This is a genomic window from Thioalkalivibrio sp. ARh3 (assembly GCF_000377265.1).
In the GTDB taxonomy this organism is placed as follows: Bacteria; Pseudomonadota; Gammaproteobacteria; order Ectothiorhodospirales; family Ectothiorhodospiraceae; genus Thioalkalivibrio; species Thioalkalivibrio thiocyanoxidans.
The window spans coordinates 192,121-206,650 of the sequence record NZ_KB897948.1 but is presented as its reverse complement, the minus strand read 5'-3'; the positions used below and the strand labels follow the sequence as shown (position 1 = coordinate 206,650).

Sequence of the window (14,530 nt, the reverse complement as noted above, 5' to 3'; positions counted from 1 at the left end):
TGCGCCCTCCAGCAGGGCGCGGAATGGCGAGTTGACAGCGGTGGTGGCCGGAACGCTCGGGACAGCGGGCACCGCCTTGCGGACGCCGGCGGCGCTGTTTGTATACTCGTCGTTATCCGGCCATCCGCGCCGGTCTCGGCCGGGGAGCCGCCCATGAACCGCCGACAGTTTCTTCGCAACGCCGCCATGGTCTCGATGGCGCCGGGTATGCTGCGGGCGCGGGAAGCGCGGGACTCGGTGCGCATCGGCCTGACGCCGGTGTTTCTCGACGATCAGACCTTCCTGAATCGCTGGCAGGCCTACCTGGAAGAGACGCTGGAACGTCCGGTGGTCTTCGTCCAGCGCGGGACCTACCGCGAGATTACCGAACTGGTCCTCAATGGGCGGGTGGATTTCGCGTGGCTGTGTGGCTATCCATTCGTGCGTTATCGCGACCAGCTGGAGATCCTGCTGGCTCCGGTGTACGGGGGGCGGCCGCTGTACCGGTCATACCTGATCGCCTCCGCGCAGGACGACTGGACCAACGACCTGGAAGATCTCCGGGGACGGGTGTTTGCGTACTCGGATCCCCTGTCCAACTCTGGGTGGCTGGTGACGCAGGCGCAGCTGCTGGAAGCCGGGCACGATCCCGATGTCTTCTTTCGGCGCACCTTCTTTGCCGGTGCCCACCGGAATGTTGTCGAGGCCGTCGCCGTGGGGCTGGCCCAGGGTGGGGCGGTGGATGGCTACGTCTATGATGCCCTGGCCCGACTGCATCCTGATCTGACCGCGGGCACGCGGGTGGTCTGGCGCTCGGAGACCTTCGGCTTCCCGCCCATGGTGGCCTATCCGGAGGTCGATCGCGAACTGCGTGCCGAGTTCAAGGCCACCCTGAAGGGCATGACGGAATCGGAGACGGGGCAGGAGCTCCTCGACCAGTTCTATCTGGATGGCTTTCGCGAGCCCGAGGACGGCCTGTACGCCGGCATCGAACGGCTCAAGCGGCGCGTGGAGGGTGCCTGAGGTGCGCCTGCGCGACCTCAGCTATCGGGTCAAGACGCCACTGAGCGTGACGCTGGTCATCCTGCTGACCGCGATAGTCCTCTCGACCACGCTGCTGGCGCGTGCCTATCAGGACAACCGCGAGGAGATGATCGACAACGCCCTCAGTCTGGGCACCGTGCTTGCGCGCACCCTGGTGCCGTCGCTGACACGGGATGATGTCTGGCAGGCCTACGATACCATCATGACCCCGCTGGAGCGGGAGGCGCGAGGCGCCGGAGAACGGGCCCCCGTGACGATGCATAACGGCGAAGCCCGCGCGGTCGACTACTCCGAGCGGGAGATCCTGGTGCTGGATACCGATCAGTCGATCTACGTGGCCTCGCGCCCTCGGGACTACCCCATGCTGGTACAGCTCGAGCAGCTGGGCGGCGAATATGCGGAATTGGCCGAGCGCATCGCCGACCACAATGGCGGGCAGCCTTTCGTGGCCCGTGAAATCTGGCCGGACCGTTATGCGATGGTGGTGCCGATCCTGGCCGAGGACGGGGCACGCTTGGGCACGCTGGTACTGAACTATTCGAACGATCTGCTGATCCCGCGGTTTCTCAATACGGTGGAACAGGTGATCCTGGCGACCCTGCTGGTGCTGCTGGCACTCCTGCCACTGGGCTGGTACTGGGGCAAACGTCTGACCGATCCGCTCGCTCACCTGTCTGCCTGCATGCAGCGCGTGGGCAGCGAGGTGCCGAGCGATATTCAGTGTGATCTGTACGATGGCCGTGACGAGATCGGCCAGGTCTCGATGCGGTTTCGCCGCATGCTGGACGAGTTGCGCGAGAAGCAGGAACTGGAACGCAGCATGGTGGCATCCGAGCGGCTGGCGGCCGTGGGGCGGCTGACCGCCGGGATCGCGCACGAGATCAATAACCCATTGGGCGGGATGCTCAACGCCATCAGCACCTACAAGCGCCACGGGGGTGAACGCGATCCCGTGGCGGTCCGCACGATCTCGTTGCTGGAACGAGGGCTGGTGCAGATCAAGGGTACGGTCGGGGCGCTCCTGGTCGAGGCGCGCCTGGAGAGTCACGCACTGACGCCCGACGATCTGGAGGATATCCGCACCCTGATCCAGCCCGACATCCAGCGCAAGGGGCTGTCCCTGGTGTGGGACAACGCGATCGCCAAGCCGGTCCCGCTGCCTTCGTCGCAGGTCCGCCAGGTCCTGCTCAACCTGCTGCTCAATGCGGTGCAGGCCAGCGAACGGGGTGGGGAAGTGGAGTGCTGGTTGCGGGCGGACGAATCCGCCTTGCGTGCGGCCATCACGAACGGTGGCAAGCACATCGATCGTGAACGCATGGCCCAGCTGTTCGAGCCTTTCGCCCACAGCAATGGTGACGGCCATGGCCTTGGACTCTGGGTCACCTACCAGTTGATCCTGCAGCTGGATGGTCAGATCGAGGTGACCAGCAACGAATCCGCGACCCGCTTCGAAGTCAGCCTGCCCTTCACCGCAGAGGACTCCTGATGAGCAAACCGCCGCAGCTGTGCCTGATCGAGGACGACGCCATCATGGGGGAATCCCTGTGCGATCGCTTCGAGCTGGAAGGCTATGCCGTGGATTGGGCCCGCAGCATCTCCGAGGCGCGGGAGCGGCTGGCCTCCGGCGACTACGCCGTGGTGATCAGCGACATCCGCATCGGTGACGGGTATGGCGACGAGCTGTTTCTGGAGCGGCAGGAAGCCTGCGGGGTGGAGAGTCCGTGGCTGTTCATTACCGCCTACGGGGCCGTCGACCGGGCGGTCGAACTGCTGAAACGCGGGGCTGCCGACTACATCACCAAGCCGTTTGACCTGGACGCGCTGGTCGACAAGGTTGCCGATCTGTCCATCGATCACGGGGACCCGGCGGCGTCCGAGCGCATGCTGGGGACTTCCGCGGCCATGCGGCGGATCTCCGCACTACTGGGGCGTCTGGCACAACAGGCCAGTACCGTCCTGATCACCGGCGAGTCCGGGACCGGCAAGGAGGCGGTGGCGCGCGAGCTGCATCGGCTCGACCCGGTGCGGGCCGACGCGCCATTCGTGCCGGTGAATTGCGGGGGGCTGACCGAGACCCTGCTGGAGGCCGAGTTGTTCGGCCACGAGAAGGGGGCGTTCACCGGGGCGGTGCGTGCGCGTCCCGGCGTATTCGAGCAGGCGCATGGCGGAACGTTGTTTCTCGACGAGGTCGGGGACATGCCGCCGGTGATGCAGGTCAAGCTCCTGCGCGCGATCCAGGAGCGCCAGATTGTGCGGGTTGGCGGCGAGAAGCCGATTCCAGTGGATCTGCGGCTGGTCTGCGCGACCCACCGTGATCTGCTGGAGATGGTGAAGGAAGGGAGCTTCCGCGAGGACTTGTATTACCGTATCCACGTGATTCATCTGCGGCTCCCGCCGTTGCGTGAGCGCCCCGAGGATATCCCGTGGCTGGCACGGCGCTTCCTTGAAGACTACGCGCGGGAACATGGCGAGTCCCCCAAGACGGTCACCACGGCGGTAGAGACTGCGCTGCTCCGCCACCGCTGGCCCGGCAATATCCGGGAGTTGAAGCACGCGATCGAACGCGCCTGCATCATGAGCACGGGTGCGGTCCTGCAGGCCGATGCCCTGTTTGACGAACCGGGCGAGGAAGCCGCCCCCGGATCGGATGCGGAGGGTGCGCGGCTCAGCCAGTACCTGGAGGCCTGCGAGGAGAGCTACATTGTGCGTGCCCTGGAACTGCACGACGGCCATATTGCGAACACGGCGGCCAGTCTGGGCATCAGCCGCAAGAACCTCTGGGAGCGCATGAAACGGCTCGGCCTGTCAGCGGATATTTGGCGGGGCGCCTGACGGGTCCGGTATCGCGTGGACTGTCTCCCGGACTATCTCCCGGGCCGGGTGTACCAGAACCAGGCCAGTCGGCGGGAGCGCAGGCTCCAGGGCAGCAGCAGGGCCTGCAGGACCACCAGGATGTGGTGCGCGGGGTTGAACCAGTCCGCCTTGCGTCCCGAGGTCATCACGGGGGTCTCCAGCATCTGGAACCGCTGCCCGTGCTGGTGGCCCCAGCGCGCCATCGCGCGCGACAGGAACACTTCCTCGCCTGCATAGACCCGTTCACTGAAGCCGCCGATCGCCTCGAAGGCCTCGCGGGTGCAGAAGACGTAACAGCCGGCGGCAAGTCCCAGCCGTGCCGACAGGGCGTTCCAGGCCGCCGCGCCCCAGCGGTAGATGCGATGGGTCAGGTGATCGAACGCGACCCGGGCTCCGCCGCCGCAGACCTCGCCGCTGTCCAGTGCCTGGAGTGTCGTGCGGATCAGATCGGCGTCGGGCCAGGTGTCGGCATCGACGAACAGCAGGTAGTTGCCGCAGGCCGCCCGGGCACCCGCGTTGCGGGCGCGGCTGATCTGCCGCGTCGGCTCGAAGACGACCCGGCAACCGGCCTGCTGGGCAATCTGCGGGGTGGAATCCGTGGAGGCATTGTCGACGACGATGATCTCGGTCTGACGGTCCGCATTGGCGAGGGCCTGCTGCAGGGCTGCCAGGGTTTGCGGCAGCCACGGCGCCTCGTTCCAGGCCGGGACGATCACCGACAGGGCCGGGAGCCCGCGCACAGGAGAGTTCAGTAGGTCGCCATGTGGGGGTCGACGTCCCGCGCCCAGGCGTCGATGCCGCCGGCCAGGTTGATCACCTTGCTGAACCCGGCGCGGTTCAGGAACCAGCACACCTGCTGGCTGCGCACCCCGTGGTGACAGATCACCACGATCTCGTCGTCCGGGTTCAGCTCCTGGTATGCCGCCGGAATCTCGCCCATCGGGATCAGCTTCGAGCCGTCGATGCGGCAGCGCTGGTACTCCCAGGGCTCGCGTACATCCAGCAGGACCGGCGGCTGATCCGCCTCGGCGAGGTGGTCCTGCAATTCCCGGGGGGACATCTGGCGCATGGCGAATTCCGTGTCGGGTGATGCCGACACGCTAAGTTCACAGGAGGTTGGCCGCAAGTGGCCAGCTGCCGCGCAGGGATGGTGTGCACGAGGACGCCCGGGTGGGCGGTGGCGGTTGTCTCAACCGCGGCGCAGGCGGTCCTCGTCGCGGCTTCGACGCTCCAGCCAGCGGCTGCCTTCTTCGGGGCCGAGCAGCGTGGCGGCCAGGGCGATCAGGGCGAACACGATCGCGGGGGCGACGGTCCCCGCCAGGCCCAGGATATAGGCGGCATATCCAGCGGGTACGGCGACGGCCACCGCCAGTACGACCACGCCCGGATAGGCCATGCGATACAGCCAGCGCGGATCGACCGACAGGGCCAGCACGGTGACCGAGCCCAGCAGGCCGAGAAGGATCCAGCCCGCCGCCGCGGCTTCAAACTCCGCGGCCAGCAGGGCGATCGCCAGCACCAGGCCCAGGGCGATGTGCCGCAGGCGGGTGGAGGCTTTAGGTGTGATCAGCGCATCCATCCAGCAGGGACGGAGGCCGGGGGAGGCGTCGGGAGCGGGGCTGGTGATCTGATACATGAGAGGCGGTTTCCGGGTCGATCGAACCAACGTGTCTGTCCGGCGCTTCGAATCCTTTGAGAGCGGACAAATGATAAAGGGGCCGCCCGACATGGGTGCCCTTTCTCGGGAATATGGCGCGCCCGGAAGGATAGCGGCGGCGCTGCGCGCCTGGCCCTTCCGGGTGTCGGCCCGTGGCCGACACGTTCCTCGCTGCGCTCGGGATCGAACCAACGAATTTATCGGAGGTTCGAATCCTTTGAGATCGGACAAATGAAAAAGGGCAGCCCGAAATGGCTGCCCTCTCTCGGGAATATGGCGCGCCCGGAAGGATTCGAACCTCCGACCACCTGGTTCGTAGCCAGAATAAGGGTAAATGGTGAGCGTAGGCTAAGGGGGTTTTAGAGCGGCGTCAAATGGCACAAGAAATCCATAAGTGTCGGATACTACGGGGGATCGCCGTCCCCGAAGAATAACGCCACAGACCGACAGGGGCCGACGAGGCGTGTTACGCCGACCGCGAATCAGGCGATCGCCGTCACGGGGACTGGCACAGGCCTTTGTCTCCCGGATGACCTCCTGGCGTAGGGCTCTCCTTCGCGGTGTCCCCGGGCTCGGTAGGTTCGAACCGCGGGATTCCTGCGGGCGTGATGGATCTTTAGGTGGTGTGCGAGCGCGAGTGTGGTTTCGGGGGCCAGGGCCAAAAGCGTTCTGGGTCGTGCGCGATAGGAAATGCGTGGTCAAGGCCAATGGCGTTAAGGCGCCTTATCCATTTCGGGTGATCTCGAAGCTCGCGCGCCCGCTTCGGAGAACCTTATGACGCTTCCTCTCGGAAAGTTCGCACTGGCCAATTTGTTTAGCCGACGTCGATTCGTTCCGCATGAGTGCGAAGAGGCGCCCCGGTCCGGGTAACGGGGTCGAACGAAAACACATGTTCATTCGGTGATCGGCGACAGCGGCCTACTTGGCGATGGAAGAACTCGCGGCGTCCCGAGTCTAGTTGAACCGTACCCCCGCAAACTGGGCAGTCACCTCGGTACCGTGACATCCGAAGCGTGTTCGGCGCGCCCGGCTTCGCAGCAATAATCTCCAGTACGTGATCGTCCGGCTCATCAATCTTCAGGGACTGCATCCACCAAGGAGCTCTTGTAATGCGGTTGTGAGCTAGGTTCCAGAAGGGCCTTCCCAGCCATATGACGGTAATGGCGGTTATGGCGATGGTTGCTATGTGCTGACCGGTGAATGGCCCAGTCCAAAGGGCTACTAGGGCTACTGTCGCCGCGATGACTGCGTAGGCTGCGACAAGGGTCAGTGGACCGGCAAGGAGGAGGCTTCTCCAACCGCTCAATCCCAGTCCGTCTGTCAGTGGTCCAAGTAGCCTAAGTGCGGGTGCCCGCTCTTCGAGCCTGTAACGCATGCCGCCAGTCGGAGCTCGATACTGCGCACCGCCCTGCGGAAGGTCTGTGAACTTAAGTCCATATCGGGCTCGTTTGTGTCGCCCACCTGCGCTGCTGACTTTCTCCAGCGCCAGAGATCGCTTTGCTCCCAGACGTTGGAACGCATCGTGGATCGCATCCTGGTGGCGGCCCTCCAGTTTTTTCCAGGCAATGCGAATCGCCCGAGAAATTTCTTCCTTGTCGCTTGGTGTGGAGACTCGTGCACTAGCGCTGTGCCCCCAAAAACCGGTTGCTGGATCGATTGCCTGGGCGATCTCTTGGGCTTCGAACGTCGTGCAGGCGGCTTCGCCTGATCCGGCCTTCCTCGCGAGCGAACAAATCGCTCGTAGCAGAACCAGTGGGCGACTATCGCGCTCACCCCACCGGGCGATCTCTTCTCCTAGAAGCCCGGCTGCAACCCCAAGGTCGAAACCCTCCGAAAACGGGTTTTGACCGTGTTTCCCCTCGCATTGAACCGCCATGTTTCCCCCAACCGAAGCAGCTACGACGTGCCCCCCCATGTGGCCGTGAGCGTAGCGCATACGGGATATCGAGGCGTATTGATGAGGGAAGAGCGATGGAACGATATCAGGGTGACTTGCCGTGGGGTCTAGACGTGACGACGGGAGAGCGCCGCTACATCTCAGAAGTGGCGCGCGGTCGAGCGTGTCGTTGCCGATGCGAAGGCTGTGGAAGCCCTCTGGTCGCTAAGAAGGGCGGGACGAACGCCCATCATTTCGCGCATGACGTGGGATATGAGCCTTGCGGCTTCACTGGTGAGTCCGCACTACACCGCCTCGCGAAGGACGTCATCGCTGAGGTTGGCCGTCTCTGGCTTCCAGAATATCGCGTGGAGGTAAGAGACCACGATTCGATGGGAAGCGAACACGTCGAAAGTGAATTGGTCGTCGAGTCCGGTCAGTATTCCCTTTCCGGGGCCATTCTTCCCGAGCGTCGAGAGGGTAGCGTTATCCCGGATCTGCACACTTCTCTGGCAGACTACCCCCTGCTCGTGGAATTCGCCTGTACCCATTTCTGCTCCGACGAGAAGATCGAGGCCTTGCGCAGGACTGGATTGGATACCGTTGAGATCGACCTGTCAGGTCTGCCTTATGACCTTGACCGAGCCGAGCTTCGTAGAATCCTGCTGGAGGGCGGTGCGGGTCAGCGATCCCGGTGGATCCTCCACCATGGTGAGGCCCATGCGCGTGGGCGGGCTCGTGCCAGATTATGTACCCGCATTCGAGAAGCGAACGCGCAGCAGCGTTTAGTCCGTCAGCGAGATTCCTTCCTTCCAGCGCTGCCGCGAAACCTCGTCGCCCATTCTCCGGCGGATGGGGTTCCGCCCCAAGGCCGAAATGCACCGTCGGTTGCTCGTTCTTGGAGCAGCCAAACGCTGGGGTCAAGTTGGTTCTTCTGCAGCGGCTGCCGGATCCCATTCACCACGGCTGAGCACCCGGCTCCTGGCGTTGAATGGATTTCGTGTCCGCACTGCGGTGAATCCGTCTCCACTCAGTATCCTGAATCACTGCAACCACATTGGGGGAGGGATCGACACGACCGTTCAGGTTGATCCGTTAACGAGCCGAGGCGAGTCCAATCGCGTCGCCGATGGGCAAGTATTCCGCCGCGTCAAGCTGGGTCCTACCCCGTGGTTGCGGTGGTGTTAGTGATGTCTTGTTCTTCGTCTTCCAGTTTGGCTGCGACCTCCTCCAGTCGAGCTATCAATGAGCGAACGACCGCTAGCTCTTGTTGCGAGGAGAGCATCTCAAGGCCTTCTGTGCCGTGGCGGTTTGGTACGAACCGCAGGGATCCACAAAGGCCTTTAGCTTGCAGCCGAACTTTTGCCAAATGTTGGGTGTAGAGCGTCCCTTCCCCCGGAAGAGTTGCTGCGATCTTGACGTGTACTTCGGGGTCATCCAGCTCTACCTCGTTCGTGATGTCCTGGAGTTCCAGCTGGGTGATGTGGCCCGTTTTTTGGTCAGTTTGGGGTTCGAGTCCGTTGATTGTGAGGCGCTCTAGAGCGCGCATTGCACCGCGTTTCTCTGGCGACCGAGCGTTTTGGAGTTTTTTGTGTTGTTTCTGAATGGTCTTGTACGCAGCCTCAAGGTACTTCGGGACTTGGTTCTTATCTCTGAACTCTAGTCGAATCCGAGTGCGTTCGTCTGGGGTATCGATAATGGTCTGTTTCGGGGATTCTTCCGGGGCAAACCCCTTGGGAAGAATAAGGTTTAGCAGGTCGCCTATATGCAGACCGCGCGTTTTTGTGTTTGAAAGATCAATTTCGATCGTTCTGTCGTTCGATTTTGCGTCCATGCTGTTTTGAGTCACTCCGAGTTGGATAGGTAAGTATTCAGGATTATGGTTGCCATCTTTCTTTGCGATGGGCCAAGGTTGGGCAGGGTCGGATCGTCCGGTAGAAGGGATTTCATCGCTTCTTTGGTCTTGCTGGCGTTATTTCGATACTGGAAAAGCTTGAGTGCGATCGAGTGGAGATCGCCTTGGGGCAAGTTAGCCAATGCTTCCATGAGGGTTAGCACTGGAGCGGTTCGACTTGTCCGGGATAATGGGGTGTCCGGCATCAACGTCTCATGCAGTCCAAGTAGGTTTGAGGTTTCTATAAGTGCGGATATGTCGCGGCGCACCGTACCGATACGCCTGCCTTGCGCACGAGCGAGCTGTTCCGGGTCTTGGCGTTCGCGGAACGCGATCGCTGTGAGAGCGAGAGCGGTCAGAGCAGAAGGGGCTGAGGGGTCGATGGAGACCGAGTTCGCTTGTGCAGCGTGGCCGCCGGGCAAAGCACTAATGTGAGCAGGCTCTGGAAAGGAGTCGATGACGTAGAGCGTTTTCAACGGTGGTAGCTTCAGCCTTTCAATGATCGCGCTTTGCGGTGTTCGGTGTTTCTTCTTCATGCGGGAGATGCTGTTGCGCAAACTTTCTGGGCTGGTACCAAGGATCTTCGCGATGGTGGACGAAGGTAGGCGCGCCCATCCGTCTCGGACAGCCGTCATGAGTGGAATATGGTGGGCGTAATGAGTAAGGGTCGTGAGTGGGTGTCCGTGCCCTAGCTGTCGAGAGACATAGCGCTGTTGGGCCCGCAAGGAGCAACGGGATGCATGAGGGATCCGAGGTTCCGCATACGGTAGGTTAGGCGCTAGCCCTTCGAAATAACGCGGCATGAGGGCTAGGATCTGAGCAGTCGCATAACTATGGCGGTAGCTGTGTGGGCGGAAGGGAATTCCCCCTGTTGTATTCATCATGTAACGGCCGGCGGATAAGAACCGCATTTGCGTTGATGCCATCCAGTCTAGTGGCCCCATGGACGGTGGGCCGGGGAGCAGATTGTGTTGTGCTGGAGTCTTGGGGCGAGGGGTATTGTGGATGCGTTTCGACAGCTCCGTAATCCCCTGCTTTTGATCTTGATTGGGGGCGAAGGCGACAGTGCGTATGGATGCATTAGATTTGAGTGGGCGGTTCACACGTTCTCGGATCCTTACGAGGACGCGGTGATGCCCACTGAAGTAGTCAGCTAGGGTGAGGTGTGTGAGTTCAGACGTACGCAGAGCGAATATCGCCTGGATGGCCAGCGCGAACGGCGCGACGACTGATGCGGGTGGTGTTCGGCCCGAGAGATAAGGGGTAGATCCGGCTTCTATCTGTCCTAATAGATAGGTGTGCTCGGCGGCGCTGATAGGGTCTCCAGCGCGAGCGGGCCTGTCACACCCCAGGTCGAGGTCATCCAGTCGTTCGTTGATGTTGGCAGGCAGAGAGTCAGGGCGGTCTCGGTTGCGTCGAGCGATCCAGCGCAGCGCCTTAAGGGGAGATATCTCGTCGGCGATTAGGCTAACCCAATCGTCAATGACGAACTCAGAATACGCTGTGTGATCGAGGTGTTCTCCCGTGTCGTTCTGAATGATCCGGATGGAATTCTGGATGGGTGGTTCGAGGTGACGTATATATCGATCAACCGACGAAGGTTTGATCGAACCCTTTTTTCCCCGATTGTGGATCTCGTCTTGGACGGCGTGGGCGACCAAGAACGGGATAGAGCCATCTGGGGCGACATGAATAAGACGGTGTGCGTCGTCCAATGCCTGGGTTATTCGATGGGTAGCTCCGCGCTGGGCGTCCCATCTTCTGATGGATCGTCGTAGTGAGTAATAGGCCTCCTTTGCACCTCGAGGGTTTGCAGAGGCTGTGGGATTCTCGGAGTTGGCGGCTGCCACGGAAGGAGATAATTCTTCGACCGGCCGGACACGTTTCCCCGTCATCATGGCCAGGAATCGACTAGGCCGCGGGCCGCTGGCGCGCAGATGTGCACGTTCCCACGCCGCGCGCTGTCCAGGAGCCGTGAGACGTCTTGCAGCGCTGGCTAGATGGCAAACATCCTCGAGTGTTGCTGTGGAACCAAGCAGTTTGGCCGCCGGGGGATAGTCTCGAAGTAAATTAGGGCAAAGCTCGGATCGTGAGAACTGGGCCGCACCGACGATCGTGCGCTGCAGAACCATCGCTTGATCTGACGTAATCAGCTGGATGCCTCCAATGGTTTCGGCGTCCGGCATCACGAGGCCACCGCAACCTTCTACGCCGTCTACGTCGACGAGTCGTCCATCCGTGACGACTCGTCGCAAGGTGGCTGGATGGGTGGTGACCCCCCATAGGGGCAGGAGGAGCAGGCCGGCTCCGACCACCCAACGTGCGTGCTGCTCATTCGCCACGGCTGTGGCCGAATGTTCGGCCAATAGCTCGACCAGGACCGTCTCGAGCTGCAGGGCCAATCGATACGCGTGGATGTGGCACGGTTGGATGACTGAGCGAGGTGCAGATTCCTCTTTCTTGGTTTGCCGGTGTTTACGTCTTTGGTGGACATCTGCAGGTTGCATGCAATCGGTGTTGGCGAGGTTTGCGATGGCCTGGGAGCGCGCAGGAGTACTCGCCGCCGGACGATTCACCGGAATAGGCATCAACCCTATATCTGCTAGGTAGCGCTCGAGATGGGGCCCGATGCGTGTGGCGAAGTGCCACGGGCAGTCAGGGTCGCTATCTGAATAAGGCTCGCCGTCGATACGATGGCCCATTTGCTGCGCAATGTCGGATTCGGGGACGCCCAGTTCCTGTGATCGGGTCGCGAAAAAGTGACGTAGGCGCCTCAGCCGAAACGGTAGTTGGGTGAACGTCTCGAGAGCGGCTGCATTTGTCGCGCGCGGCGTCCATTTGTCGGGATCCAATCTGATGAATAATGGCCCATCGCCCACTACGGCTTGTTCAAGCTGTTTCGCGGCGTGTCTTGCGGCCGGTGTGAGTTGGGTCAGCAGCTGGGAGCGCAACTCGTCTGCAGTGGCCACGAGTTGGTCGATCTGGTCGAGTACGGTGGCCGGCAATGCGGCTATACGGTCGAAGCCTTTTCGTCGCTTATCGGCAATGTAGGCAATTCCGAACTGGCTATCGGGAAACCGAATGATGTCGGTGATACGGGCCTTGGACAGCGAGTAAGACGCACGGTGGGCCGTTGCTGCTGCATACATCAGGGAAGTGTGGAGCACCAATTGGTGGTGCCACGCGATTAGGTTTCCAAGACTCTGGTTTGCGCGTCGAGCGCTCAGTACGCTTTCCCTGGCTCCAGCGAAGGACGTTCGAATGCCCTCTCCATCGAGTGCCGCACGAGGGGCGCCCACTCTGGGGTCGTCCTCACCGGGAAGAGGGTCGGGTGTATGGATGACGATATCGGCTAGGCGCAGCGCATCGGCATAGGTCTTTGCCAAATTCGACTGTAGGGGCGCGTAATACGCAGTCGCTGCCGCCGACCCGAAACCATCGGTACCCTCGATAATCTGCGAGGTCCGCGGATGCCCGGTGACCATGATCAAGAGGACAGGAAGCGTCCGGCGTATGCGTTCCTGGGACACCGATGGGACGGTCGCCTTGTGCTCGCGAACACGCTGCTCGAGCGCCTGCCGCGTGATGCTCTGGGCAGCGATGCGGGTGCGAGATGCCACCGAAAGGGCCTGACGTATGGTGTCCGCGTGAGGCAGATACAGGTCGTTCGAATGATCAACCTGATAGGGGCCATCGGTTTCCGCTGTGGAGTACTCAAGGCCGCGGCCCGGCGTCGACCACCATCCATGCATGGTCATCCATATGGGATTCGCTGCCCCGCATGGCGTTTCCAGGGCATGGTCGCGGGGTAGCCCGGAATCCGCCTGCAGGCCCGCTAACGCATGGATGATGTTACAAGCGTCGCGTGAGGTAGTGAGCATGAGCGCGAGCACGAGGTCACACAGGTCGTCTTGATCGCGGATGCCCCAGATCACGTTGCGGGTCAGGACATCGAAAAGAGCGCGTGCTTCGTCTGTCGAGAGGCACCCCTCGGTGTCGGGGACGAGAGAGGTGAAGTACCGCTGGAGGTAACTGGTCAGATGCTTCGGGGTGGATTCTTCCTGGTCGGGTTTGCCCTCAGGTTCGGGCGCCTCGGCGCTGCAGGTGTCCGAGGTATCGGGACTCAGGGGTCGTGATGTGTCCGGCGCTGCTGTCGCCACCTCCCCATGAACCAGGTCGATGGGCCGTGAGGGGCGTATGGATGTCAGGGTGTCGATCGCGAGCGCTCGCGATGGTGCCCGCGTAAATCCGAAATGGGTTGCCAATAGCTCGGCTGTTGCCTTCCGGATTTTGCGGCCTGAGTGGAGTTCGTGGATGTAGGTGGTCACGTTCCGGTGTGGCTCCCCGGAGCGGTCCAAGAGAATGATTTGCTGGCTCAGACTTTTCAGAAAAGGCCCGGTTCCACGCCGGGTCTCATTGGCGGTGAGCCGGTATACCGCGGACAAGAGCCATAGGCGAAGGGCGTCGACGAGAGTATCGGCGCCGTGGTTTTCGATGAGGAAGGGCGCGACGATCGTCGCGCTATGACTCAGGCCCTGGAATGGACGGTCGCGGTCGTGTGACTCGTAGGGGGAGTTGAGGGCTTCGATCTCGTCCGAAAAGCTGCGTAGCAAGTGGGCGTAGTGCTTGGGGAGTCGTGGGCCGTATGTATCCAGCGTACGCCGCATGACCCGAGCGATGTTCGCGCCATAGGCAACGCCATCGATGCTAGTGATCGGGACTGGGAACAGCGGGTATCCCGCGAGTTGCGCGAGTCCCGCGAGGCCTTCGGAGCGAGCTTCCATCGAGCTCGCGGACGCCCAATGACGCGGCCCCGCGGTCATCGGAACGCTCCGATGATTCGCGCAGGGAAACGCCCACCGTGGGGAGCGTTGTGCAAGGCGTGGTTGCTATACGATGTGCCGCAGCCAAGGCGGCTGCGGAGAGTGTGCGCGTCCATGCGTCTTCCTTTCATTCCAGACGGTGGCCGGGCCTTCCTAGCCCTTGAGAGCGCACCATCTAATCTCGATTCCGACCATAACGCGTGAAATCGGATCTGTCATCTTTCCGATCAGAGTCGGTCGGGGTTCGCAAATCTAAGCTGGCTTGGATGCGTTCTGCGTCGATCTCGAGTGGGGTGGTTTTTCCAGAATGGAGGGTGACATACTCGGCGGGCGACTGGCATGGCAGTCGCTTGGGGCGGCCGTTGGATTTGAGCGGTGCTCGGGTGACCAGACAATGGGTTCTA

General features: G+C 61.9%; 8 protein-coding genes. 3 read left to right on the top strand and 5 right to left on the bottom strand.

The features are described from left to right. Window positions 1-153: 153 nt before the first annotated feature. From C995_RS0105775 to C995_RS0105765, 3 genes are read left to right on the top strand one after another with little or no spacing between them, the layout of a single operon-like run. Window positions 154-1,002 carry a PhnD/SsuA/transferrin family substrate-binding protein gene (locus C995_RS0105775; protein ID WP_018864016.1) on the top strand — a complete coding sequence of 283 codons (849 nt, stop codon included), beginning with the start codon at window positions 154-156 and terminating at the stop codon, window positions 1,000-1,002. After that, the gene (locus C995_RS0105770; RefSeq protein WP_018864015.1) at window positions 995-2,509 is read left to right on the top strand and encodes a HAMP domain-containing sensor histidine kinase; all 1,515 of its coding nucleotides are present in this window, start codon (window positions 995-997) and stop codon (window positions 2,507-2,509) included. The genes C995_RS0105775 and C995_RS0105770 overlap by 8 nt, the downstream gene beginning before the upstream one ends. Beyond that, complete coding sequence (locus tag C995_RS0105765; protein ID WP_018864014.1) at window positions 2,509-3,855, top strand: sigma-54 dependent transcriptional regulator; 1,347 nt, start codon at window positions 2,509-2,511, stop codon at window positions 3,853-3,855. The genes C995_RS0105770 and C995_RS0105765 overlap by 1 nt, the downstream gene beginning before the upstream one ends. A 32-nt stretch (window positions 3,856-3,887) precedes the next feature. Here C995_RS0105765 and C995_RS0105760 read toward each other — a convergent pair whose 3' ends face one another. The 5 genes from C995_RS0105760 to C995_RS0105730 all read right to left on the bottom strand — a co-directional run bounded on the left by C995_RS0105760 (window position 3,888) and on the right by C995_RS0105730 (window position 14,087). After that, window positions 3,888-4,616: a glycosyltransferase gene (locus tag C995_RS0105760; protein ID WP_018864013.1), complete on the bottom strand. Its 729-nt coding sequence runs from the start codon at window positions 4,614-4,616 to the stop codon at window positions 3,888-3,890. Between the two features lie 8 nt (window positions 4,617-4,624). Further along, window positions 4,625-4,945, bottom strand: coding sequence for a rhodanese-like domain-containing protein (locus C995_RS0105755; protein WP_018864012.1), 321 nt, complete (start codon window positions 4,943-4,945; stop codon window positions 4,625-4,627). A gap of 120 nt (window positions 4,946-5,065) precedes the next feature. Beyond that, the gene (locus C995_RS0105750; RefSeq protein WP_026278968.1) at window positions 5,066-5,455 is read right to left on the bottom strand and encodes a hypothetical protein; all 390 of its coding nucleotides are present in this window, start codon (window positions 5,453-5,455) and stop codon (window positions 5,066-5,068) included. A gap of 3,116 nt (window positions 5,456-8,571) precedes the next feature. Then, window positions 8,572-9,243, bottom strand: coding sequence for a hypothetical protein (locus C995_RS14330; RefSeq protein WP_018649393.1), 672 nt, complete (start codon window positions 9,241-9,243; stop codon window positions 8,572-8,574). Between the two features lie 11 nt (window positions 9,244-9,254). Next, window positions 9,255-14,087 carry a hypothetical protein gene (locus C995_RS0105730; RefSeq protein WP_231362412.1) on the bottom strand — a complete coding sequence of 1,611 codons (4,833 nt, stop codon included), beginning with the start codon at window positions 14,085-14,087 and terminating at the stop codon, window positions 9,255-9,257. Window positions 14,088-14,530 lie beyond the last annotated feature (443 nt).